Below are 24,420 nucleotides of genomic sequence, written 5' to 3' on the forward strand. Positions count from 1 at the left end.
AAGTCAGACTTTCAAATGGATATGAAAACACTCTACATCGACGGACAACTTCAACAAGGCTCATCCGACGAATACTTTACGACCTATAATCCTGCTAACGGTGAGCCCTTAGCTGAAATCGTCCAAGCAAATTCTGAGGACTTAGCGTTTGCTATTGAATCTGCTAAAAAAGGCTTCGCCATTTGGTCTGCGATGAGCCCCATTGAACGCAGTCGAATTCTTCTCAAGGCAGTGGCATTGCTGCGCGAACGCAATTCTGAACTCGCTGCTCTCGAAGTTACTGACACCGGAAAACCACTACAAGAAGCCATTGAAGTGGATATTGCCACTGGTGCCGATGTCATTGAATACTACGCTGGTCTCGCTCCAGCATTGCAAGGTGAGCAACAACCACTTAGCGAGAATCAGTTTTTCTACACCAGACGTGAACCTTTAGGCATCTGCGCGGGAATTGGCGCCTGGAACTACCCGATTCAAATTGCTATGTGGAAGTCTGCACCGGCACTTGCTGCGGGTAATGCCATGATTTTCAAGCCTTCGGAAGAAACGCCTCTAAGCGCACTAAAGCTTGCGGAAGTCTATAGTGAAGCGGGAGTACCAGATGGTGTGTTCAATGTGATTCAAGGTGATCATCGGGTTGGTCAGATGCTGACAGCACATCCTGATATTGCCAAAGTTTCCTTTACCGGTGAATCAGGTACAGGGAAGAAAGTCATGGCTAATAGTGCTCGAACCCTTAAACACGTCACCATGGAGCTTGGCGGTAAGTCTCCAATGATCATCTTTGAAGACGCTAAACTGGATGACGCAGTATCTGCCGCTATGGTCGCGAATTTCTATACCCAAGGCGAGGTCTGCACTAACGGCACCCGCGTCTTTGTACATCAATCTATATACTCAGCCTTTATTGAGCAGCTGAAATCCCGCACTGAAAAACTGATCGTTGGCGACCCGATGGACAGCAAAACTCAAGTTGGTGCCCTCATTTCAAAAACGCATTTATCTAAAGTTTTAGACGCCATTGAAAGTGCTAAGAAAAGTGGCGCAACCCTACTGACTGGCGGTTATCAGGTGACTGAAAATGGGTTAGACAAAGGTAACTTCGTCGTGCCAACTGTCTTCGTCGATTGTGACGACAACATGCCGCATGTACAGCAGGAGATCTTCGGACCTGTAATGTCAGTACTTACTTTCAATGACGAACAAGACGTTATTGCACGCGCTAACGACACCGATTATGGATTGGCCGCTGGACTTTTCACTCAAGATTTATCGCGAGCACATCGCGTTATTCATCAAATGCAAGCTGGTATTTGCTGGGTGAACACATGGGGTGATTCTCCAGCAGAAATGCCCGTAGGCGGATATAAGCATTCTGGTATTGGCCGTGAAAATGGACCTGAGACCTTAAGGCATTACACCCAAACTAAGAGTGTTTTAATCGAGCTTGGCGAATACGTCAGCCCTTACGCCTAACGATGAGTTTACGGAGACAGATTATGGAACAACGCTACGATTATATTATCGTCGGCGCGGGATCGGCTGGCTGTGTTTTGGCAGACCGACTAACGGAAAGCGGTGAGCACTCTGTATTACTGTTAGAAGCAGGTGGCAGCGATAAAAGTATTTTTATTCAGATGCCAACAGCCCTCTCTTACCCAATGAACACCGAAAAATACGCTTGGCAATTTGAAACCACTGAAGAGGCGGGTCTAGATGGACGCAAGCTACATTGTCCTCGCGGTAAAGTGCTTGGCGGTAGCTCATCCATTAACGGAATGGTGTATGTTCGCGGGCATGCTTGTGATTTCGACCAATGGGAACAACAAGGTGCAAAAGGTTGGAACTACCAGTCTTGTTTACCCTATTTCCGCCGCGCAGAGTCTTGGGATGGTGGCAGCGATGAGTATCGTGGTGGGGACGGCCCAGTTGGCACTTGCAATGGCAATAACATGACTCGTAACCCACTCTATCAAGCCTTTATCGATGCAGGCAAAGAAGCCGGTTACCCTGAAACTCAAGACTATAACGGTTATCAGCAAGAAGGCTTTGGTCCGATGCATATGACCGTTGATGGTGGGGTCCGAGCTTCTACATCCAATGCCTATCTAAAACGTGCCCTCAAGCGCCCTAACCTCACGCTGATTAAAGGTGTCGTGGTTCATAAAGTCTTATTGGAAGCAAAGCAAGCTGTCGGCGTCCAGTATGAAAAGTCTGGTATTGTCGTCGATGCCAAAGTGAACAAGGAAGTCATTTCTAGCGCTGGTTCTATCGGCTCAGTGCAGCTCTTGCAGCTTTCCGGAATCGGTCCTAAGAAGGTGTTGGAGCGCGCAGGCGTGACGGTAGAACATGACCTCGCTGGTGTAGGTGCTAATCTTCAAGACCACCTTGAAGTGTATTTCCAATACCACTGCTCTCAGCCAATCACGCTAAACAGCAAACTCGGTTTGGTGAGCAAAGGGCTTATTGGCGCAGAATGGATTCTTACTCGTAAAGGCTTAGGTGCGACCAACCACTTTGAATCTTGCGCGTTTATTCGTTCTCGTAAAGGGCTTAAGTGGCCCAACATTCAATACCACTTTCTTCCAGCTGCTATGCGCTATGACGGACAAGCGGCTTTTGATGGGCATGGTTTCCAAGTGCATGTGGGGCCTAATAAACCCGAGAGCCGTGGCACCGTAGAGATTCGTTCGGCAAATCCACATGACAAGCCATTAATTGAGTTCAATTACATCTCGACCGAGCAAGATCGCCAAGATTGGCGAGACTGCATTCGCCTGACTCGTGAGATTCTAAATCAACCCGCAATGGATGCCTACCGCGGTGATGAGATTCAACCTGGGCTCCATATTCAAAGCGACGACGCTATCGATGAGTGGGTAAAGCGGAACGTAGAAAGCGCATATCACCCTTCTTGCAGCTGCAAAATGGGAGCCGATAATGACCCACTAGCCGTACTCGACGAGCAGTGCCGCGTTCGCGGTATCAAAGCACTACGCGTGGTCGATTCTTCCATTTTCCCAACGATTCCAAACGGCAATCTTAACGGTCCAACCATCATGGTTGCCGAGCGCGCTGCCGACATCATCTTGGGTAAACCTCTTCAACAAGACAAGCAACCCGTTTGGCTCGCTCCGAACTGGGAACAAACACAACGAATTGGCTCTCCATTGAGAGAGCTGGACTAAGTCCACCAAAGTCAGCCAAAAATAAAAAGGAAATAGCATGTCAACGATGACAAAAACACTCTCAGCACTCGCTCTTAGTAGTCTGGCGATGAACGCCTATGCCAACCAATGTGAAACGGTACGTTTTGCCGATGTTGGTTGGACAGACATCACTGCAACCACTGCGGTCACTACGGAACTACTAAAAGGGATGGGTTATAAAACCAAAACCGATCTTCTGTCAGTACCTGTCACTTACTCTTCAATGGCGAACGGTGATATCGATATCTTCCTTGGCAACTGGATGCCTACGATGGAGGGAGATATCGCTAAATATCGTGAAGCCAAAACCGTAGAAACCGTTCGTGCCAATCTAGAAGGTGCTAAGTACACCCTAGCCGTGCCTAAATATGTCTATGACGCTGGCGTAAAAAGCTTTGCTGATCTAGCCAAACATGCCGACAAATTCCGCGATCGTATCTACGGCATAGAACCAGGCAACGATGGTAACCGCCTTATTCAATCCATGATCGACAGTGATGCTTTCGGCCTCAAGGACTTTAACTTAGTCGAATCTAGTGAAGCTGGCATGGTATCTCAGGTTTCTCGCGCTGCACGCCGCAACCAATGGATTGTGTATTTGGGTTGGGCACCACACCCAATGAACAGCAATATCGAAATGGAGTATCTCTCTGGCGGCGACGATTACTTCGGTCCTAACTACGGCGGTGCCAACGTTTACACCAACGTGCGTGCCAACTATCTATCTGAATGCCAAAACGTGGGGCAACTGCTGAAAAATCTAGAGTTCAGCCTTGAGATGGAAAACCAATTGATGGAAGCCATCTTAAATCAAAATGTACAACCGTCAAAAGCGGCACAGCAATGGATGAAGGCAAATCCAAAGCAAGTAGAAGCTTGGCTATCTGGCGTAACAACTCTATCGGGTGAAAACGCAAACGCAGCAGTACAAAGCTACATCGACTCAAAAGCGTAATTCAAAATGAGTGGGCATAACTGTCCACTCGAAAACACTAAGGTTGTATTGTGAATTTTATTACTGACAACAAAATCCCTCTGGGTCAATGGATGGAAGCAGGTGTCGACTGGCTGACATTCAATGCCGCAGGCCTGTTCGACGCAATTTCTATCTTCCTTGAAACCATCATTTTGTTCGTCGTTGATGTGTTTAAATGGATGCCACCTGCAATGCCGATCATTATGACCGCAGCCATTGCTTGGTATCTGCACCGTAGTATCCCTTTGGTACTATTTGTCATTGGTGCTTTGCTGACGATTTTGAACCTTGGCTACTGGCAAGAAATGCTAGAAACCTTTGTTTTGGTGTTTGCCGCGACAACGATTTCTGTATTAATTGGCGTACCTCTTGGCATCATGGCAGCACACCGCCCTTGGCTGTATACGTTGCTGCGCCCCATTCTCGACTTAATGCAAACCGTCCCCACTTTCGTCTATCTGATTCCAACTTTGGTTCTGTTTGGGCTGGGTATTGTTCCTGGATTGATCTCCACCATTATTTTCGCCATCGCCGCGCCAATTAGACTAACTTACCTTGGCATCACCAAAGTACCGGAAGAGTTGGTGGAAGCAGGCAAGGCATTTGGTGCCACACGAATGAAGCTGTTGTTTAAAGTAGAACTGCCAGCGGCCATGCCCAGCATCATGGCTGGCGTGACCCAATGCATCATGCTGTCTTTATCCATGGTGGTCATCGCCGCTCTCGTCGGTGCGGATGGACTGGGTAAACCCGTCGTTCGAGCCCTAAATACGGTCAATATTTCTCAAGGATTTGAAGCCGGATTAGCGATTGTCCTAGTTGCTATTATCCTAGACCGACTCTGTAAATCGCCGAATCAAAAGGAAGCCTAGTCATGGATGCCATTACGATTAAAAACCTAGACGTTGTCTTCGGTGATAAGCCGCAATTAGCGCTTGAGCAACTTGACCAAGGTAAAACTCGTCAAGAAATCATCGACCAAACTTCACAAGTCGTCGGGGTCGACAATGTGTCGATGAGCGTAAAAGAAGGTGAGATTTGCGTCCTGATGGGACTTTCAGGCTCAGGTAAGTCAAGCTTACTCCGTGCAGTCAACGGCTTAAACACCATCTCCCGAGGCTCATTAGCGCTGAAAAATGGTGACGATTATGTTGATTTAGCCACTTGTGATGACGAAACGTTACGTCACCTACGTACTCATCGTGTTTCTATGGTCTTTCAGAAATTTGCTTTGATGCCTTGGCTAACCGTGTTGGACAATGTAGCTTTTGGACTTGAACTGCAAGGCATGTCGAAGTCGACAAGGCGAAACAAAGCACGCGAGCAGCTAGAGCTTGTTGGTCTCTCTGAGTGGGAAGATAAGTACCCGCATGAGCTATCAGGTGGTATGCAGCAGCGTGTTGGACTCGCTCGTGCATTTGCCATGGATACTGACATCTTATTGATGGACGAACCCTTTTCTGCCCTAGATCCATTGATTCGAACCCAGCTTCAAGATGAGCTGATTCTTCTCCAAGAGAAACTCAATAAGACGATTCTATTCGTCAGTCACGATTTGGATGAGGCTCTAAAAATAGGCAACAATATTGCCATTATGGAATCTGGCAAACTAATTCAACATGCGAAGCCAGAAGAAATTATCCTCACACCAGAAAACGACTACGTCCGTGATTTTGTTGCTCACACTAACCCGCTTAACGTACTTAAAGGCCGCTCATTAATGCAACCGGCAAGTGAGTTAAAGCAAGAACATGATCGTTTGCAGATCTGTTCCGATCAATCGGTTTGGGTCAATCAATCGAATGGCAAACTCAGCATCGTTAAAGACGAGGAACTAAAGCTCGTCCACTGGGATGCAAATCGAGGTGATCTGACCCATATTGATCAAAGTACCGTCGTGGTCGCCAGTCCAGACATCGGTATGAGAGAAGCAATAGAACTTAAGCAGCGTAGTGGGTTACCGATTTTGTTGGTTGAGTCTGGTAGAGTCGTTGGCATTCTCGATGACAGCGAATTTTATGACGCATTGTTAGGTAACTTTAGTACTCACCAGGCAGCCTAACATGGCCAAGAAATGATCTCCTCCTTGTTGAAGCTTGGAAGAATCTCTCAATTTTATTGGCTATCACTTTGTTTTATAACCACAAAGTGGTAGCCAAAAAATTGACACTCATCAAACCATTGACGCTTCTCGTATCGTATCAAAGTTCTAATACCCTGACGTGTAATACGTGTATTGAACTCTGTAAAATCTTTAGGTTACGCATCCAGTTTTTTATACACGGTTTATACAATGCCTAACCTTCTTAAGTTACTTAATATTAAAAACACCATTCTCTTGGTTTTTCTAATTCCAACAACACTTTTGATGGGACTCATCGCTACCCAGATCTTCAAAGCCCAAGAACGTGCCGACCATGCCCAAGCATCACAAGAAGCAGTCGAGCTGTTCCATCTGTTCGATAACATTGCTCATCAATTTGCTGTTGAACGAGGATTAACGGCAGGTGTGGTAGCATCCAAAGGACAAGGGCCGCAAGTCACAGCACTTAAACAGCAAAGGGTGAAAGCCGATCAGGCGTATCAAAGTCTATTGGCCTTTGCACCACAAGTGTTGGACAAACAACTGATAGACCGTTTAAGCCAGGATGTTCGACAACAGTTGGAACAACGCAATAGCATTCGCCAGCAAGTTGATACTCTGAATATCAAGGATTCACCCTTTGCGTTTTACTCCAATATCAACCGCATGGCGCTTGATAATCTATCGGTAATTTTAACTCAGGTTGACGCACCAAAACTTGAACAGCAGTTACGTGGTCTACACGCCTTACTAGCTATGAAAGAGGAAGCCGGTAAAGCTCGTGGCGCTCTCAATGGTGCATTTGCCGGACAACGTTCAACACTGGATGCATACGCCAACATCACCAGTTATATCGCAACCGAAGCCTATGCCCTTCGTCAAGCAACGCTTCTGTTTTCCGCCGAGCAAGCTCATCAGCTATCCGCAATGACTAACAGTTCAAACTGGCGTGACGTGAATGCCATTCAACAAGATTACCTGTCACAGAAAACAACGCTGGACAACTTGCAAGGACCAAGTGCTTCTCTTTGGTTTGAACTTGCTACTAAGCGTATCGGACAGATTAAGTCTATGGCCGATTCCATTGCCAACGATATGACAGCACTGGCGTTACAAAACCAGCAACAAGCACAGCAACTAGTCTATGCGTATATCGCTTTAACATTATTTGTGGTGCTACCTCTCTCCATCATCGCATTCATGTCAACCAATCGCCTACATCGCCGTGTTAGTCGTTTTGTCGAACAAATCGATACCATTGCGCGCAGCAAGGATTTGAGCCTAAAACTGCCTTGTGAGCAAAAAGATGAACTTGGCAACATCGCTCACCACTTTAATCAGCTAACGGACAGCTTTGCATCGGCATTACAAACCTCTCTCGATGTCGCACAAAAAACTGAGCAAGAAATGGCAGAAATGAGTAGGTTGGTCGCCTCGACTCAAACCGTGAGTCAGCAAACTCATCTGCGTTGTGACAATATCGCAACGGCTATGACAGAAATGGCCCAAACCAGTCAAGAAATGGCGGGCATTACCGTAGAAGCCCAACAAAGCGCTGATAGCGCTCAGAATGATGCAATGCAGTGTCAAAGCCATGGGGAACATTCACTCTCGACCACGACCAAGTTAATTTCGAGTGTTGACGACACTTACACGTGTCTAGAACAGTTGGAAGTGAAGATGGCGAACGTGTCTGAGATTCTCGACAACATTAATGCCATCTCAGAGCAGACCAATTTGCTGGCGCTGAATGCCGCTATTGAGGCAGCACGAGCGGGTGAGCAAGGGCGTGGGTTTGCCGTGGTAGCAGACGAGGTTCGTTCACTTGCTCAGCGCAGCAAAGAATCAACTGAAGTCATCCGCAACCTTCTGGATGATATCTCTAGTAACGCGAAAACCTCATTTGAGAACATGCAGCAAAGTCGTGATGCCAGTTATTCGGCACAATCTATGGTATCGGAAACCAATGCCATGATCGAAACACTTATTGGCACCACCAAGAAGATCACAGACTACAACAGCAGTATCGCGACAGCGACTGAAGAACAAGCACAAACCACACAATCGGTTGAATCAGATATCGATAACCTGCTCTCTATGGTGGAGGAAACCGATAGTAATATTCAGAAAATGAACAAAGAAATGCACATTGTGAAACAAAGAATGGAAGAGTTAGTGTCGGAAGTTTCTCTATTTAAGCTAAACACCTAATCAAGTATAAAAGCAAAGGCCCTAATCAGTGATGACTAGGGCCTTTTGGATCGTCGTGACAATGCGTATTAGTCTTCAATTTTCGAGCGGTAAACAAAACCGCCGATAAAGACAACCAATACCAATGCTAGCGCTTCTAGAGTCGGGACATCGAACATGTATTTGCCTTATTGATGAGCTTGCCAAAACACTGCTGAAAATCCACAAACAAAAGCTAACGCTAATCCAATGAAAGCAATCGCTTCGTGTTGCTGCTGAAATATTTCCATAATGCCAAAACTGTATGAGGAAAAGGATCTCAATAGTGAAGCAACTATTTCAGCCCCTCAAGATGATAGATCTTTACCGACACTAGCCACTCTGATAAATAAAATTCACTCAAATTCTATCCTAGAGTGAAAATTCAACTAATGTATTGTTAATACGGTAATTTTAATGTGAAGTCGCATCTTCTAACTTGTCGTCATTATGTCTGGTTCGATATAAATGAGTACCAGCCAACACTATAAGAGCACCAATGACAACAAAAATACTGCCATCACGTAACGAGTCAGTCGTCATTGAAATAAGCACCACCAGCAATCCTAGAACTTGACACATTCTTCCTAGATAAGCGCCTTGACGAAAATCTACAGGTGCCTCTTCTTCTTTACTAATCGGCGTGAGTAAATTCTTTTTCAGCGTATTCAACTCACCTAATCTCGCACCAATCGGCTTTTGATAAAAATAACGTGTCATCATGAAGAACCCGCCGGTAATAAAGAGGTGAGCTAACATGGTCGCTGCGACTTGCAGATCCACTGTTTCACGATGGCTAAAGCTTGCTGTATCGAACAGTGGTAACAACCAATCCACTTGGAATATGAACTGCATAAATGCTGACACACAGAGTCCCACAGCAATAGTCGCCCAGCCAGACCAGTCTGGTGTTTTTAACGTCACAAACGCCAACAGCGATGGAATAGAAAGTGGTGTCTGTAGTAGCGCACCAAATAACATCATGATATCGAAGAAACTGTATTCTTTAATCGACGCAAACATCAAGGCAGCAAGAACGCAAAGCACACCATTCACTAATGTGGCTACTTGCCCCACGCGAAGCTGCTCTACTTCGTTAGCTTGAGGTTTAATAATGGATTGATAGACATTACGCACGAAAATACCTGCATTACGGTTCAATGCTGTTGTCATTGGAGAAATCGTCGCAGCAATCATTGCAGCTAATACCAAACCTAACATCCCAGCAGGTAAGAAGTGGTCAATATAGTAAACATATGCAGCGTTATTGGCACTCGTGCCTAACGTTGGATAATACGCCATCAAGTCAACACCCATTGCTGCTGTTGCCCATGGCGGCACGAACCACATAACAGGTCCAACAATGAAAAGAATACCCGTAACCAGAGCCGCTTTTTTCGCTTCTTTCTCATTGGTTGTCACCAAAAAGCGGTAACAGGATAATGCGTTATTGGTGTTCATGGTTTGCTTCATCATCATAACCACGACCCATAACCAGAAGATCTGCCAATAACTGATGTCATGCCCCATATACGTTTCAGTCGGGTATTGATTAATTAGTTCAGATGGACCACCAATTTCAATGAGTGCGTAAACACCAACCGCCATCGTAATAGCCACCAGCAAAATCAGTTGAATCACATTCGTCGCTGATACCGTCCATGAGCCGCCACTCACCGCAATAAACGTCACCAAGCAACCAACACCAATAATGGTAACCATTAAATCGATATTAAATACCGCAGAAGCAAAGATCCCTAAGCCATTGAGCCATATTGCACCAGATAAAATGGTAAGAGGAAAAGAAATCCAAGTGTAGACCTGCTCTGAACTACGACCAAAACGAACCTTAATCACTTCCATCGCCGTTTCAACGCGTAGCTTTCGATAGCGTTCGGCAAAATACCAAGCCGCTACAAAGAAACCGAGTGCGTTGCCCCAGAAGATAAATAGCACAGTTAGGCCATCCTCATAAGCTTTTGCCGCAGCACCAGTAAATGTCCACGCGGAGAACTGAGTCATAAAGGCCGTCGCGCCAGCCATCCACCACATCATCGCTCCACCACCACGAATAAAGCCAGATGAGTCAGTAGTAAAACGCTTGAAAGCTAACGCAGCGAACAGCACAAAAGCAAAATAGCCAATGACAATCACACCATCAAGAGTGTCCATAGTTCCCCTTTTAAATTGCTAAAATCGTCAACGCAAAAAGCCGGGCAATGCCCGGCTAGAAATAGATATAGAGTTAGAGTTGAGCAAACGAGCCAGTAAAGCTCACGCTTTCGTCGCCAATCGTCATTTCATGTAATAACTCTTGTTGCCCCGCTTCGCGGTTACTGATGGCAAATCGATATGCATTACCTGTTGTGGTTGTCACTTCAATGACAGTCGCATCGTCATTATCAGCCAGCGTTGTCACCGCTTCGACAAGACCACGGGCTCCCACTGAAGCCTCAAACTCTTCGTTAAAATAACCATGAGTTTCAAGTACAGAAGCAAATACATGATTCTGACCAGATTGACGCAAGATAAGTGCAGGCTCGCTGCGTAGGTTGAAGTCTGGATCGTTAGCACCTAGGCGCGCAAAGTACACTTTTGAATCTGCTACTGCACTTGTTATCAAGCTGTAGTAGCTGTTGCCGTGTAACCAAGATACAAGAGAGCTACCTTCAACGTTACCACTAGCTAAGTTCCATAGATGCTGATAACCAAAGTTTTCACCCATTGGGCGCAATGTAGATTCTGTGCTGTATTCAAAGTCGGTACGAATGATTTGACCAGAAAAGTGAACGGGGAGATCGTAAGAGTGCTCTTTGTCCGCTTTGATACGGTAAACGTCAATAACCAATGGTTTCTCGAATTCTTCTATGTCAGCCAGTAGCACTGAACGCTGCATATCCACGCCTTCATAGTACTCGCTGATTTTACCGCTCATACCTTGCAGTTTTGCATCATCAGCTTTAAAGAACTGCTTCGAGCCAAAACGAGACTCCGCGGTTGCCGTGTCGAAGTTGTTTTGCGTTCTTTGATCAACTGTTACTGTGTTATGCGCGACCGTCTGCTTACAGTACGACTTGTTCTCAGGGATATAGCGACCACCAAACTTAGGCTCTACGTTTACCCAACGACCGAAACCATAATCGTGCAGAACTTCTTGTCCACGATTAAATACGCTTAGATGAAGCCCATCGTAATGACCGTGGTCAAGAGCAGAGTGATACTGGTGATCAGAGCCGTGTTGACCAAACCATAGAAGAGCCATCGTATCATCGTCTTGAGTATCGCGATGACGGAGAATAGTAAGTCCACCTTTCTCACCTTTAGGACCGTCAGTGACAAACAAGCTACCCCAGTTAAACGGCTTAATTTCATCCGCAGCATCAACTGCATCAGACAGAGTTTTACCTGCAGATTGAACCCAGACGTCTTGTTGGTGGTTTGCCATGCTAAGCAGCGTTTCGCTTTGCTCATAGCGGTGGTAGCACACGCTTGTCGCCATAATAACGCCTTCATCATTAATGCTGATGGTTTTCGACGAATCGTTTAGTGCTGGTAGCGTACCGTCTGGGAAAGCTGTAGAGAATACCGCGTAAGAAGTCGTCTTGATCACTGAGTCGTTAAACTCATAGATACCGATCTCTGGTTGACGACGCTCAATCGCTTCTGCGAACAGATAGATTGGACGCAGCGAGAAGCGGTGGTAGTAAGGACCTTCCATATAGTAGCCGTCTGGCGAGAACAGTTGGTCTAGCTGAGCTAGGAAACCGCCGCTTACTTTGTCAAGCTTCAGACCGTAAAGCGCTTTATCAACAGACTGTTGATCGTTGATCGCATAGCCACAAATACCCACAGCGGCTACTGCCCACAAACCGTGGTTGTGGACGATGTCGAAGTCGTGACCATAAGTCACAACGAAAAGGTCGATCATCTGTTTGAATAGGTCTGTTTCGATGTGTTGCTTTTGCTCATCCGAAAGCGTGTGGTACACGCAGCTGTATGCGCAAGATGCGTAAAGCATCCACATGTTTTCGTTTAGCGTTTGGTGGAAGATTTTACCCGGTGGGTTAGTATCACGGCTAACGTTGCTTTCCAGTGTTGGATAAACATTCGCGTACGCGGTTAGCATCTCTACGATGTAGTCACGGTATTTAGTTTCCTCAGTGATAAGGAACAAACGACCAGCTAAGTCGATATGAATATAGTTTTGCTTATGACGGTTATGCTCGTAACCGCCGCCTTCACCGTGGCCAGGGACTTCAATGCCCACTTCAGCCATGTAGTCATTCACTTGAGCAATATCACGCGCTAGTTTCTTACCTAGCAAGGTTTCCTTACCTAGATCTTTGCGCAGCTCCGCTGCTTCCTCAAAGTTCAATAGTAGTGGTTGATAGCTCATTTATAGTGTCTCCTGCTCAATCGCGAAACAGCCAACCCAAGAGTAGGTTTTGCCTGCGATCTCAGCATTGTTGGTTGTATCTTTAGTAACTTGTGGGTTGTTGCTCACCATTAGCGTAAAGCGAGAGGTTTCCGTCTCAATCTCTACCACTGACGCTTGCGCGTTGTGACCAACAACTTGAATATTTTTAACGCTGCCACGGGCACTGACCGATTGCTCAAACTCTTCGTTGAAGTAACCGTGTGTCTCAATTACCGATGCGAATAGAGTGTCTTCACCCTTAGTGCGAAGAATAAAGCTTTGCTCACTACGTAGGTTAAAGCTTGGGTCATTGGCGCCCGTGCGAGTGAAGATAACCTCGCCATTGTCATTCGAGCTGGTACCTAGCCAAGTATAGTAGCTGTCTTCTTGTAGCCAGCTGACTAGCGCCGTCTCGTTTGCTTCGCCTTGTGCTACATTCCAAAGGTGGCGATAGCCAAGCTCTTCGCTCAATATGTTGAGCTCTTTATGTGCCTGGTATTCAAAGTTGGTGCGGATCACCTGACCATCAAACTGATGCGAATAATCGTACTGGTGCTCACCTTCGCCTGTTAGGCGAAATAGATCGATGAGTAATGGCGCTTCAAGATCGTCATGTTTCAACATGAACACGCTGCGCTGCTGCTGTACACCGTCGTAGTGCTCATTAGCAAAAGCACTCATACCAACGATCTGCTCGTTGTCTGCAGCAAAGAAGTGTGGCAGACCGTGTACGCTGTCAGCACGCTCTACGTCAAAGTAGTTTTGGCACGTTTCGTCAACCGTCACTGCGTTGTGAGCAATCGTCTGACGAGCATAGGTTTTGTTCTCGTCTAGGTAGCGTCCACCAAACTTAGGTTCAACGTTAACCCAACGGCCAAAGCCGTATTCGCGAAGCACTTCTTTACCTCGGTTGAAGTAAGAAATACCCAGCGTATCAAAGTTGCCATGTCCCATACCGTGCTGACCATAGTTCATCACTAGCTGGAATACGTCTTTGTTTTTGTCCTGCACGCGCATAAAGCCTTGCGCACCGCGGTCACCATTTGGTCCTTCGTTGAGCTCAACGCTTGGCCAGAATGGAAGACCCACATCCGTCGCTTTTTCAAACGCTTGTGATAGCTCCAGACCACAGCCGTGCACCCACACAGAGTCTTGGATCTTCGCCATACCGAGTAGGTTATCGTTGATACCATAGTGCTTGGCGTACTGACTTACTGCGACCTGCACACCCGCATCATTGATGCTCATCGTGCGAGATGCATCGTTAAGTGCTGGGAACTGACCATTTGGGTAGGCCGTTGCTAGCATCGCCTCAACCGTGTTACCAATCACACCATCTTTGTAATTGAAGATGTCGAGTTCTGGCATATGACGATGAAGAACCTCAGCAAACACACACAGTGGACGAATCGCATAGCGGTGGTAATAAGGACCTTCAATGTAGTAACCCGACGGAGCAAACAGCTGAGTGATCTGCGCTAGGAAACCACCCGTGCCGTTGTTCTCAAGACCAAATACGGATTTCTCTAGGAACTCACGACGGTTAACCGCTAGGCCACAAATACCAACGGCCGCTACTGCCCAAACACCGTGGTTATGAATACGGTCGAAATCATGGCCGTATTTCACAGTGAACATGTCCAGCATTGGGTTAAACAGACGGTCAACCACGTTCTGGCGTTCTTCTTCACTCATGGTTGCGGCAACACATGAGTATGCAAGGCTAGTAAACATTAGCCATACGTGTTCGTTTAGAATTTGGTGGAACAGACGCCCTGTTGGGTTCGTGTTCTTTTGAACATGAAAATCGAAGGTGAGATATAGGTCTGCATACATTGCCAGTAAATCACGCACAAACTTAGCGTAACGATCATCCCCCGTAATGAGGAACATACGACCCGCTAGGTTCATGTAAGTATAGTTTTGCTTGTGGCGGTTGTGCTCGTAGCCACCTGCTTCACCGTGACCTGGTACTTCAAGAGGAAGCTTCATGAATGCTTCAACATCTTTGATGGCTTTTGCAATCGCTTTACCCATTAAGGTATCGCGACCGAGCTCTCTTCGTAATTGCTCTATTTCGTCTTCGTTTAACAGTATGGGTTGAACCAATGTGGACATTTTCACCCTCAAAATCTATTGAATCTATAAATCCGACCCATATAAAGTAATACAATATGCATTATTGTCATACAAGAAATCAGACAAAAGTGGACATTAGTCACATTTAACCAAGGATGTGCGATATGAACACTACTATTCACGGGCACAAACTGGTAAATTACACATTATTAAAACGGCGTTTTAATAATAAAACAGATCAAGATCACATTGCAGTAAGCTTATTGTATTACAAATTAATAAATCTGCTTATTATGACGTCAACGAATTTAAGAGTAGACATTAACTTGGTCTAGGAGGCAGTTAGTGCACCGTTTTTTCTCTGCTGATGAACACCCGTGGGAACAGGTGAGTCAAGGCATCAAACGTAAGATTGTCGGCTTTACCGATGATCTGATGGCGATGCATCTTTGTTACGACAAAGGAGCAAGCGGTACGATACATAGGCATGAAATACACGATCAGATTGTTTATGTCGTCAGTGGCCGTTTTGAAGCCATCGTCGATGGGCAAAAGCGTGAGTTAAAGGCGGGTGATGCATTTATGGTGAAAAAGCTTCTTGACCATGGCACCACCGCACTAGAACAAGATAGTGTTCTACTCGATATTTTTTCTCCTTCACGTGAAGACTTTTTAAGTTAATCACTCCAAAGTGGGATCGCACACAATGAACCAATACAAAATCGCCATCATCGGCGAATGCATGGTAGAACTACAGCGCAAAGGTGACCTTTTAAAACAAGCCTTTGGCGGTGATACGCTCAATACTGCACTATATCTATCTCGGCTAACTCATGCTCACGACATTAAAGTAAGTTACATTACAGCACTAGGTAACGATCCGTTCTCGGCTGAGATGATAGAGGGCTGGAATCAAGAAGGTATCGATACAAGCTTAATTCTGCGCCTTAATGACAAAATGCCGGGCCTATACCACATTGAAACCGATGAAACTGGTGAGCGTACCTTCTTTTATTGGCGAAATGATGCAGCGGCCAAATTCGTTTTCGACCAACAAGAATCAGAACAACTCATCGACACCTTATTAGGTTACGATGCGGTTTACTTAAGTGGTATTACCCTTGCGATCCTGACTGATTCAGGACGCGATAAGTTGTTCGGCTTCCTAAAAGCATTTAAAGAAAAAGGCGGGCATGTCTTCTTTGACAACAACTTCCGCCCGAAATTGTGGGCAGATCAGCTCACAGCAATCAATACTTACAAAGCGATGCTTAGCTATACCGATACTGCCTTGTTAACATTTGAAGATGAACAGGCCTTGTTTGGTGACATGTTTGTTGAGCAATGTATTGAACGCACAAGCGAAGCTGGCGTCTCAGAGATTGCTATTAAGCGAGGTGCAAAAGATTGTTTGGTTATTGTGAACGATCAGGCTAATTACGTCGCACCTAAACCAGTTGACAATATTATCGACACCACTGCAGCTGGCGACTCGTTTAGCGCAGGTTACCTAGCGAAACGCCTAACTGGCGGCGATGCTCTAAAGTCAGCCGCAATGGGTCACAAAGTCGCAGGTACGGTTATTCAGCATCGCGGTGCCATTATTCCCAAGAACGCAACACCAACTCTTGATTAGTAGGACAAATAAAATGACGACATTAAACGAACAGCTAGCAAGCTTGAAAGTAATTCCAGTAATTGCCATCAACAAAGTTGAAGACGCTATTCCACTAGGCAAAGCGTTGGTTGACAACGGTATGCCATGCGCTGAGATTACGTTCCGCACTGAGTGTGCAGCTGAAGCTATCGCTGTAATGCGTAAAGAGTTCCCTGAAATGCTTATCGGCGCAGGTACTGTGCTGACTAACGCGCAGGTTGACCAAGCAATTGAAGCGGGTGTTGATTTCATCGTAAGTCCTGGCTTTAACCCACGAACAGTCCAATATTGTTTGGATAAAAACGTACCAATTGTACCGGGCGTAAATAACCCAAGCCTTGTTGAACAAGCAATGGAGATGGGCTTACGTACACTTAAGTTTTTCCCTGCAGAACCTTCAGGTGGCGTAAACATGCTAAAAGCACTTACGGCGGTTTACCCAGTAAAATTCATGCCTACAGGCGGTGTAAGCCTCAAGAACGTCGACGACTATCTGTCTATCAAGTCAGTATTGGCTTGTGGCGGTACATGGATGGTTCCTACCAACCTAATAGACGAAGGTCGCTGGGAAGAACTCGGTCAACTGGTTAAAGATGCAGTTGCACACGTAAACTAATCCGTATTGACCTTGCAGTTTAATTCGGGAATTAGCGAGCCATTGGCTCGCTTTTTTTGTCCCACAATAAGTGCATATCTGCCCACTTTCGCTTGAAGTCTTCACCGTTTGAAAAAGCATAGGCGTAACAACCGCACAATAGGCAAAGCAAATTCAAATATAACTCGTTCATAACTCGTTGATTTGTATTAGAGTTAATTTGTGAGGATTTATGTATCGTTTTCCACACAAAATAAAGATGCGTCTCCCATCACACTTTAAGCTTATTGTAATACAAAACTACAAGAGGATTATTTACTATAATCGTCAGTATGAATGATATAAGGCTGAAACATGACTATTGATACTCTTGTAGTACTCGCCTACTTCTTTTTCCTGATCGCTATCGGTTGGATGTTCCGTAAATTCACCACGTCGACCAGTGATTACTTTAGAGGTGGCGGTAAGATGTTATGGTGGATGGTAGGTGCTACCGCTTTCATGACACAGTTTTCAGCATGGACGTTTACAGGTGCCGCAGGACGCGCGTTCAACGACGGTTTCGTTGTTGTAATCCTATTCTTAGCCAATGCATTTGGCTACTTCATGAACTACCTCTACTTCGCACCAAAATTCCGTCAGTTACGAGTAGTAACGGCAATTGAAGCGATTCGTCAACGCTTCGGTAAAACTTCAGAGCAGTTCTTCACTTGGGCTGGTATGCCAGACAGCTTGATCTCAGCCGGTATTTGGTTGAACGGTCTAGCAATCTTCGTGGCAGCTGTATTCAACATCCCAATGGAAGCAACAATCGTTGTTACTGGTCTAGTACTGATGCTAATGGCAGTAACAGGTGGTTCATGGGCGGTCGTAGCATCTGACTTCATGCAGATGTTGGTCATCATGGCTGTGACAATCACCTGTGCAGTTGCAGCGTACTTCCACGGTGGTGGTCTAGGAAATATCGTAGATAATTTCCAAGGCGACTTCATGATGGGTAATAACCTGAACTACGTGAGCATCTTTATCCTTTGGGTAGTGTTCATCTTCGTTAAACAGTTCGGTGTTATGAACAACAGCATCAACGCTTACCGTTACCTATGTGCTAAAGACAGTGAGAACGCGCGTAAAGCGGCTGGTCTAGCCTGTATCCTAATGGTCGTTGGCCCACTAATTTGGTTCCTACCACCATGGTACGTAGCAGCATTTATGCCTGACTTTGCTGAGCAATATGGTTCAGTAGGCGGTGACGCGGCATACCTAGCATTTGTGCAGAACGTAATGCCAGCAGGCATGGTGGGTCTACTTATGTCAGCTATGTTCGCAGCGACTATGTCTTCGATGGACTCTGGTCTAAACCGTAATGCTGGTATCTTTGTGATGAACTTCTACAGCCCTATTGTTCGCCCTCACGCGTCTCAAAAAGAGCTAGTTATAGTAAGTAAACTTACCACTATCATGATGGGCTTTATCATCATCGGTATCGGTTTGTTTATTAACTCGTTGCGTCACCTGAGCTTATTCGACATCGTATTGAACGTTGGAGCGCTTATCGGCTTCCCAATGCTTATCCCGGTGCTACTTGGTATGTGGATTCGCAAAACGCCAGATTGGGCTGGTTGGGCAACACTTATCGTCGGTGGTTTCGTTTCTTACATCTTCGGTATCTCACTACAAGCAGAAGACATTGAGCACCTGTTCGGTTTGGAGCAAGCTCTAACAGGTCGTGAGTGGGGAGATCTTAAAGTTGGATTGAGCTTAGCAGCACACGTTGTGTTCACTGGTGGTTTCTTCATCCTAACGACTAAATTCTACCGAGGACTATCGCCTGAGCGTGAAAAAGAAGTAGAACAATTATTTACCAACTGGAATACCCCGATTGTTGCAGAAGGTGAAGAGCAGCAGAATCTAGATACTAAACAGCGTTCAATGCTAGGTAAACTTATCAGTGTGGCTGGTTTCGGTATCCTTGCTATGGCTCTAATTCCAAATGAACCAACAGGACGCCTATTGTTCCTACTATGCGGTTCAATGGTACTGACTGTGGGAATCCTATTGGTTAACGCATCTAAATCTGGTTCAACGAAAAAAGCGCAAATTGCGAGCTAATCATTGAACTCAACAGAAAGCCGCGCAGAGTCTTCTCTGGGCGGCTTTTTTTTGCTAAACGTAAGTGAAAGTTAGTCCATCATTTCCTTCATACACATCTCACACAACTGTGGTTTCAGTCTTGTTCGCTGATACTTTAACCAAAACTCAGGTTCGGCTTTGGTGACAAAAATCCCGCCAAGCAAAGGTAAAAGTAGACCCACAGATACTAACGAGATCGAGTTCCCAGCAATCCATGTAGAAATACTCAATGCGATAAGCGGAAAGAACAGAAAACAGATCGAAGCAGTAAACGGCGTAGACACCTGGCCTAATTTGAAATACGCCACAATGCCGCCGACACTGGCAAATACCCCTAGGTACAACACCGCTGTCATCGAGTCCAATGTGAACAGGCTTATGTCTGGTTGCTCAATCACCCAAGAAGTGAACAACAAAAACAATGACGCAAGAAAGCTTGGTACCGCATTATAGGTAAGCACTGGCGTGCCTTTGCAAAACCGCTCCACAAACACATACATAACTGCATGAATCGCTACCGCCCCCCCAAGGGCAGCAAAGCCAACCAAGTAGTTTTTGCCTCCCAATTTCATCTCTGTCGCCAGAATCAGAATGAGGCTTAACACCGCGACTAGCAGTCCTGCGATTTGAACTTTTCGCAGGCGTAAACCAAGAAACAGGCTCGACATAACCATCACCGCAATCGGCATGTTGGCGAAGATAATCGAAGCCAACCCAGAGGAAATATATTGCTCGCCAAATATCATCAACGTAAACGGAATCGCAAAGTAGAAAATTGCGACCACATACATCCACGCTCGCTTTCCTTTAGGAAAGAATAACGGTTGTTTTAGGTATTTCGCCAGCATCACCAATAGAGGCGCAGCGATGAGAAAACGCATGCCCGTTGCGAAAATTGGTGGAATAGTCTCAACGGCCACTTCCATTGCAAACCACGTCGTTCCCCAAATAAGGCACACTGAGACAAACAGTAAAATAGGTAGCTGTTTATGCGACATCACAACCTCCTAATTTACTACAACGAATGAGATAGCACAGAGGCGTGGCATTGAGCTTGCCACAAGCTTTGGATTTAGTTTTCATTTTTTATTCCCATCACAGGATGGTGCAAATAGCTTTATTTGCACGCACAACAAGTCCGCGTGAGTAATCACGCAATAAAATTGTTAACAGCGAAGCGCTGTAAGACAGGAACTAGGCGATGGGAGGTCGGTAGAGCGAGTGCATATCTGCGCTCGTATAAAGACTAGCCAGTCTTTGTGTGAGTTCATAACGATACGGAGCAAGGCGAGAATCTTGTGGCGTCTCAACTAAAGCAGAGCCTGATGCGTGACCATGGGAACAACACTGCTTTTCGAAGCAGGTTCCTCCAGGCTCACAACAGCCTGAGTCCTCAGTTTGCAATGTATCGGAGGTGATACCGCAGAACTTCACATGCATGACTTGCGCCATGCTCAGTGTTGATTGCGGTGACGAGACATCTGCACGCACAGCACCACTGGATAATACGAGTATTACCAGGATCGCGAGCAAGCTACAGATTGTAGATACGCTTTTAGCGAGCATCACAACGTCTCATTCAAGTAAGTAGAAAAAACACTTAAAAATTCTGAGTCTGAAGATACCTATCCAAGTTGCAACACACAATAGCCTTTGAGACGACTTTACATTTTTTTACGCGAATTTGGTGACCTGTATTAGCGCAACGATACCTTTGTGTGAATAACGCTACTTTGTAGAAATAACGTTAGGTTGAACCATCGCTCTCGTGGACCATTACTAACAATAATCCAACTTGCGTACCCAATCATCAAAACGTCGTAGCCAATCGTCGGCATCACTTCCTTCTCGGACATAGACGCCAAACCCATGTCCACCTCGCTCAAATAATGTGAGTTCACTAGACACAGATGCTGCTACTAGTGCATTGTGCAGCTTAAGGCTATGTTCGACTACAACAACATCATCGTCTTTAGCGTGCATAATGAGCATCGGGGCAACATCTGGGGAAATACGTTCATCAATAGACAACAAACTTATTTGCTGCTCATCGTTTAAGGCATTAACGACATTCTCATAAGAGCCCAGATGCGTGACACCAGAGGTCATTGACACCACAGGATACATTAAACAAGTGAAGTCTGGTCGGTTAGACCGCGTATCGGTACTTAACCATCCTGCTAAATGACCACCTGCGGAAAAGCCCATGATACCTACCCTTGCCATGGGGACTAGCTGGCGAATCAAAGTCAATGCTGCTCTTGCATCGACGATGGGCGCAAGCTTTTCTATGTCAGAGCCATTGTTTTTTATAGGCAGTCGATAATTTAAACAGAACGCATGATAACCCATTTCGCTAAGGCACTTTGCCACCTCTACGCCTTCATTATCAATCGATACAATTTGATAGCCTCCACCAGGAATAATGAGAATGGCGTGACCGTTGCTTCGCTCCGGATGAAATTCAAGTAGTTCAGGGTGGGATATCTCGGAAATGAGCCGATGAGGATAGCGAAGCGGAGCTTGCGAATCGTTTACTTTCATTGGAGAGCGTTCCGAAAATCCATCACCTTGCTCAAGGGAATGGACTGTTACTGCTGGGAATAACTCCGAAAGCGAATAAATAGATTGCATCAAATTACTCGTTATTATTCTTTAAGTTAAATACCAAAGTAAAACGCTTCTTACATGTCCACAAGCGTTTATTGTGTAAACAATGAGCAGCTTCTCAGTACAAAAAAGCCGACCAAACGTCGGCTTTTGAAACTTCAATGCACAATATATTAGTCGATAAGTGTGCGCACGTACTCTGCCAGTTCCGGTTCTTGGCAGTTGGAGAAAAAGCATTCTTGAAACTGAGCACTACCGACCGCCGTTTTCACCAGCTCTTGGTCAATTGCCTTCAGTGACTCCACAACATCTTTGCAAACTGCAGCTTTTACTTCTGACAAAATCGCAGCATTTTTCTGTTGAGGTTCTGCACGTTCAATAGGGTAACCTTCGCCACGATTACCAGTGAAGGCCTTTTCAAAGATATAACGTACGTTCAGTTCACCGGCCCAACCAAAGCCTTTCGCAAACGCCAGTGAAATCGCATTACCGTTGTTAATTTGATTGAAAAGAAATGCGTCAGATGGCTCTAGGCAGTAACCACATATCACTCCTGGGTGAAGGTTGCTTGCCATCATCGCGCCCTGGCCTGTGCCACAGCCAGTCACGACAAAGTCCACCGCTTTTGAATTCAGTAGAATGCTCGCCATAATGCCAAGGTGAATATAGGTAAGATGATGGTCATTTTCATCCGTCATACCTACGTTGAATACGTCGTGACCTAAACCGCCCGCTACTGTATCTAATTCAGCCGCTACCATAGCATTTTTCGACGCTTGGCTGTTTTCCATCATTAGTGCAATTTTCATGTTCTTTCCCCAACGGCCTTATTAGCCGCGAATTTTCCTAAAACTAAATAACTGTGTCGTCGACCAATACATTGACCATGCTGCAGCTCAAACATCATGAGCCGTACGCTGACCATCGCGAGTTAACCTAAAAATAGTCATTAAATTGGTTAATAGAAGCGTAGCTTCGAGCAGGACGCCGCCAATTGAACCCACCATAATGTTGTTTGTTAACCAGCACATTGCGCCTAATAAAAAACCGATTCGCATCGCAATGCCCTGAAGCATAAACAGCGAATACGTACCAATTGCCGCTCCTAATATTGGCCAAAGCTGCGATAAGTCTTCGGCAATCATGCCACCTAAGAGGAGACTTAACGCAATGAAAATCAGAGCGACAATTTTGGAGTTTGTGTAAATGGCAGCTGTTGTTCTGACCGCGGAAAGCGCAGCAGCTAACGCAGAAGTTAACGAACCTAACAATAAAAAGTGGACAAGGTGATTAACGTTCAGTGCCAGCATCAAAATTTTAAGTCGTTTATCGTTTTTTTGGTAAAAGGTAGCAATACCTAAACCATAACTTACAAACCCTAAAATCTGCCCAGCAATGTACGCGTCCATCACCTAATCGTCTCCGGTTAGCGTGCCAACCATCCACCATCAACTGCAATGGTATAACCATTAATATAGTCTGATGCTTGTGAAGCTAAGAATATACAAGGACCAGCAAGATCTTCTGGCGTGCCCCAACGGTCGGCAGGAATGCGCTCTAGAATTTCTGCATTACGTTTTTCGTCTGCACGTAGCGCCGCAGTATTGTTCGTCGCCATATAGCCAGGTGCAATTGCGTTGACATTGATGCCTTCTTTGGCCCACTCATTTGCCATTAGACGCGTTACACCCATAACGCCACTTTTCGAAGCGGTATATGATGGAACACGTATGCCACCTTGGAATGAAAGCATGGAGGCAACATTGATAATCTTACCGCCCTCGCCTTGAGCAATGAACTGCTTAGCTACCGCTTGAGACATGAAAAACACCGACTTGATATTGATGTTCATCACGTCATCCCAGTCTTGCTCTGAGAAATCGATAGCGTCGTTACGTCGGATAATACCTGCGTTGTTCACTAGGATATCAATTCGACCTAGTTCGGTAACTGCACGGTCAACAATGTTCGGAATATCATCAAGCTTCATCAAGTTAGCACGAATATCGATGAACTTTCGGCCGGTCCCTTCGATAAGCTCGATCGTTTCTGTCGGCTCAACAATATTCACACCGACAATATCACAACCCGCTTTAGCAAGACCCAATGCCATACCTTGGCCCAAACCAGTATCACAGCCAGTTACGATTGCGACTTTCCCGTCTAATTTGAATGAATCAAGAATCATTTTTTATTCCTTCATAGATGTATTCGAGGATGAACCTTAGAAAGTTCTCACTGTTGTTAAATTAACCATACACAAAAAATGAATCGCATTAAAGTTATTTTTGAAATGCCGTTTCATTTTTATCTTTAACTTATGCAAGTTTGTGAAGGCAATCTCACTATTCGGTTCTGATTTTTATGAAAAGCCTTTTTGAAATTACTGACATGGTAAGGTTGCAAAGCTATAATCGCGCCCACAACAGAAAATC

General features: G+C 45.5%; 19 protein-coding genes. 10 read left to right on the plus strand and 9 right to left on the minus strand.

Annotated features, from left to right (window positions below; all coding sequences use genetic code 11):
- Positions 1–15: 15 nt before the first annotated feature.
- The 6 genes from betB to OH456_RS11105 all read left to right on the plus strand — a co-directional run bounded on the left by betB (position 16) and on the right by OH456_RS11105 (position 8,479).
- Positions 16–1,476: a betaine-aldehyde dehydrogenase gene (betB, locus tag OH456_RS11080; protein WP_270033460.1), complete on the plus strand. Its 1,461-nt coding sequence runs from the start codon at positions 16–18 to the stop codon at positions 1,474–1,476.
- A gap of 23 nt (positions 1,477–1,499) precedes the next feature.
- Positions 1,500–3,188 (plus strand): choline dehydrogenase, encoded by a 1,689-nt coding sequence (gene betA, locus OH456_RS11085; protein WP_270033461.1) that lies wholly within the window; start codon positions 1,500–1,502, stop codon positions 3,186–3,188.
- A 37-nt stretch (positions 3,189–3,225) separates the two neighbouring features.
- Positions 3,226–4,164, plus strand: a complete 939-nt coding sequence (locus OH456_RS11090; protein ID WP_270033462.1) for a choline ABC transporter substrate-binding protein — start codon at positions 3,226–3,228, stop codon at positions 4,162–4,164.
- A gap of 50 nt (positions 4,165–4,214) precedes the next feature.
- Positions 4,215–5,057 (plus strand): choline ABC transporter permease subunit, encoded by an 843-nt coding sequence (choW, locus tag OH456_RS11095; RefSeq protein ID WP_006070265.1) that lies wholly within the window; start codon positions 4,215–4,217, stop codon positions 5,055–5,057.
- A 2-nt stretch (positions 5,058–5,059) separates the two neighbouring features.
- Entirely contained in the window at positions 5,060–6,247 is a 1,188-nt protein-coding gene (gene choV, locus OH456_RS11100; protein WP_006070264.1) for a choline ABC transporter ATP-binding protein, read from the plus strand.
- A gap of 231 nt (positions 6,248–6,478) precedes the next feature.
- Positions 6,479–8,479 carry a methyl-accepting chemotaxis protein gene (locus OH456_RS11105; RefSeq protein ID WP_006070263.1) on the plus strand — a complete coding sequence of 667 codons (2,001 nt, stop codon included), beginning with the start codon at positions 6,479–6,481 and terminating at the stop codon, positions 8,477–8,479.
- 432 nt (positions 8,480–8,911) lie between these two features.
- Here OH456_RS11105 and OH456_RS11110 read toward each other — a convergent pair whose 3' ends face one another.
- From OH456_RS11110 to OH456_RS11120, 3 genes are all read right to left on the minus strand, one after another.
- A complete protein-coding gene (locus OH456_RS11110) occupies positions 8,912–10,669 on the minus strand; it encodes a sodium:solute symporter family transporter (protein WP_006070261.1) in 1,758 nt (585 codons plus the stop codon).
- Positions 10,670–10,742: 73 nt separating this feature from the next.
- Complete coding sequence (locus tag OH456_RS11115; protein WP_236109277.1) at positions 10,743–12,893, minus strand: heparinase II/III domain-containing protein; 2,151 nt, start codon at positions 12,891–12,893, stop codon at positions 10,743–10,745.
- A complete protein-coding gene (locus OH456_RS11120) occupies positions 12,894–15,032 on the minus strand; it encodes a heparinase II/III domain-containing protein (RefSeq protein ID WP_270033463.1) in 2,139 nt (712 codons plus the stop codon).
- Positions 15,033–15,338: 306 nt separating this feature from the next.
- Here OH456_RS11120 and OH456_RS11125 point away from each other — a divergent pair, with 306 nt between their 5' ends.
- From OH456_RS11125 to OH456_RS11140, 4 genes are all read left to right on the plus strand, one after another.
- Positions 15,339–15,674 (plus strand): cupin domain-containing protein, encoded by a 336-nt coding sequence (locus tag OH456_RS11125; RefSeq protein WP_031496039.1) that lies wholly within the window; start codon positions 15,339–15,341, stop codon positions 15,672–15,674.
- Between the two features lie 25 nt (positions 15,675–15,699).
- Positions 15,700–16,629, plus strand: coding sequence for a sugar kinase (locus OH456_RS11130; protein WP_006069862.1), 930 nt, complete (start codon positions 15,700–15,702; stop codon positions 16,627–16,629).
- A gap of 13 nt (positions 16,630–16,642) precedes the next feature.
- The gene (locus OH456_RS11135) at positions 16,643–17,266 is read left to right on the plus strand and encodes a bifunctional 4-hydroxy-2-oxoglutarate aldolase/2-dehydro-3-deoxy-phosphogluconate aldolase (protein WP_006069861.1); all 624 of its coding nucleotides are present in this window, start codon (positions 16,643–16,645) and stop codon (positions 17,264–17,266) included.
- A gap of 333 nt (positions 17,267–17,599) precedes the next feature.
- A complete protein-coding gene (locus OH456_RS11140) occupies positions 17,600–19,354 on the plus strand; it encodes a sodium:solute symporter family transporter (RefSeq protein ID WP_006069860.1) in 1,755 nt (584 codons plus the stop codon).
- A 71-nt stretch (positions 19,355–19,425) separates the two neighbouring features.
- Here OH456_RS11140 and OH456_RS11145 read toward each other — a convergent pair whose 3' ends face one another.
- The 6 genes from OH456_RS11145 to kduD all read right to left on the minus strand — a co-directional run bounded on the left by OH456_RS11145 (position 19,426) and on the right by kduD (position 24,173).
- On the minus strand, positions 19,426–20,373 hold the full coding sequence (locus OH456_RS11145; RefSeq protein ID WP_270033464.1) for a DMT family transporter: 948 nt from the start codon (positions 20,371–20,373) through the stop codon (positions 19,426–19,428).
- Between the two features lie 196 nt (positions 20,374–20,569).
- Positions 20,570–20,941, minus strand: coding sequence for a hypothetical protein (locus OH456_RS11150; RefSeq protein ID WP_006069858.1), 372 nt, complete (start codon positions 20,939–20,941; stop codon positions 20,570–20,572).
- A gap of 213 nt (positions 20,942–21,154) precedes the next feature.
- The gene (locus tag OH456_RS11155) at positions 21,155–22,009 is read right to left on the minus strand and encodes an alpha/beta hydrolase (RefSeq protein ID WP_270033465.1); all 855 of its coding nucleotides are present in this window, start codon (positions 22,007–22,009) and stop codon (positions 21,155–21,157) included.
- A gap of 149 nt (positions 22,010–22,158) precedes the next feature.
- A complete protein-coding gene (locus OH456_RS11160) occupies positions 22,159–22,794 on the minus strand; it encodes an RpiB/LacA/LacB family sugar-phosphate isomerase (protein ID WP_270033466.1) in 636 nt (211 codons plus the stop codon).
- A gap of 87 nt (positions 22,795–22,881) precedes the next feature.
- Positions 22,882–23,394, minus strand: a complete 513-nt coding sequence (locus tag OH456_RS11165; protein ID WP_006069855.1) for a YgjV family protein — start codon at positions 23,392–23,394, stop codon at positions 22,882–22,884.
- Positions 23,395–23,411: 17 nt separating this feature from the next.
- A complete protein-coding gene (kduD, locus tag OH456_RS11170) occupies positions 23,412–24,173 on the minus strand; it encodes a 2-dehydro-3-deoxy-D-gluconate 5-dehydrogenase KduD (RefSeq protein WP_006069854.1) in 762 nt (253 codons plus the stop codon).
- Between the last annotated feature and the right edge of the window lie 247 nt (positions 24,174–24,420).

The organism is Vibrio sp. La 4.2.2 (genome assembly GCF_027586995.1).
Taxonomy (GTDB): Bacteria; Pseudomonadota; Gammaproteobacteria; order Enterobacterales; family Vibrionaceae; genus Vibrio; species Vibrio mediterranei.

Bases quoted from the DNA above. Each gene is read 5' to 3' on its own strand.
- betB (WP_270033460.1), top strand. From the start codon at position 16: ATGGATATGAAAACACTCTACATCGACGGACAACTTCAACAAGGCTCA.
- betA (WP_270033461.1), top strand. From the start codon at position 1,500: ATGGAACAACGCTACGATTATATTATCGTCGGCGCGGGATCGGCTGGC.
- OH456_RS11090 (WP_270033462.1), top strand. From the start codon at position 3,226: ATGTCAACGATGACAAAAACACTCTCAGCACTCGCTCTTAGTAGTCTG.
- choV (WP_006070264.1), top strand. From the start codon at position 5,060: ATGGATGCCATTACGATTAAAAACCTAGACGTTGTCTTCGGTGATAAG.
- OH456_RS11105 (WP_006070263.1), top strand. From the start codon at position 6,479: ATGCCTAACCTTCTTAAGTTACTTAATATTAAAAACACCATTCTCTTG.
- OH456_RS11110 (WP_006070261.1), bottom strand. From the start codon at position 10,669: ATGGACACTCTTGATGGTGTGATTGTCATTGGCTATTTTGCTTTTGTG.
- OH456_RS11115 (WP_236109277.1), bottom strand. From the start codon at position 12,893: ATGAGCTATCAACCACTACTATTGAACTTTGAGGAAGCAGCGGAGCTG.
- OH456_RS11120 (WP_270033463.1), bottom strand. From the start codon at position 15,032: ATGTCCACATTGGTTCAACCCATACTGTTAAACGAAGACGAAATAGAG.
- OH456_RS11130 (WP_006069862.1), top strand. From the start codon at position 15,700: ATGAACCAATACAAAATCGCCATCATCGGCGAATGCATGGTAGAACTA.
- OH456_RS11135 (WP_006069861.1), top strand. From the start codon at position 16,643: ATGACGACATTAAACGAACAGCTAGCAAGCTTGAAAGTAATTCCAGTA.
- OH456_RS11140 (WP_006069860.1), top strand. From the start codon at position 17,600: ATGACTATTGATACTCTTGTAGTACTCGCCTACTTCTTTTTCCTGATC.
- OH456_RS11145 (WP_270033464.1), bottom strand. From the start codon at position 20,373: ATGTCGCATAAACAGCTACCTATTTTACTGTTTGTCTCAGTGTGCCTT.
- OH456_RS11150 (WP_006069858.1), bottom strand. From the start codon at position 20,941: ATGCTCGCTAAAAGCGTATCTACAATCTGTAGCTTGCTCGCGATCCTG.
- OH456_RS11155 (WP_270033465.1), bottom strand. From the start codon at position 22,009: ATGCAATCTATTTATTCGCTTTCGGAGTTATTCCCAGCAGTAACAGTC.
- OH456_RS11160 (WP_270033466.1), bottom strand. From the start codon at position 22,794: ATGAAAATTGCACTAATGATGGAAAACAGCCAAGCGTCGAAAAATGCT.
- OH456_RS11165 (WP_006069855.1), bottom strand. From the start codon at position 23,394: ATGGACGCGTACATTGCTGGGCAGATTTTAGGGTTTGTAAGTTATGGT.
- kduD (WP_006069854.1), bottom strand. From the start codon at position 24,173: ATGATTCTTGATTCATTCAAATTAGACGGGAAAGTCGCAATCGTAACT.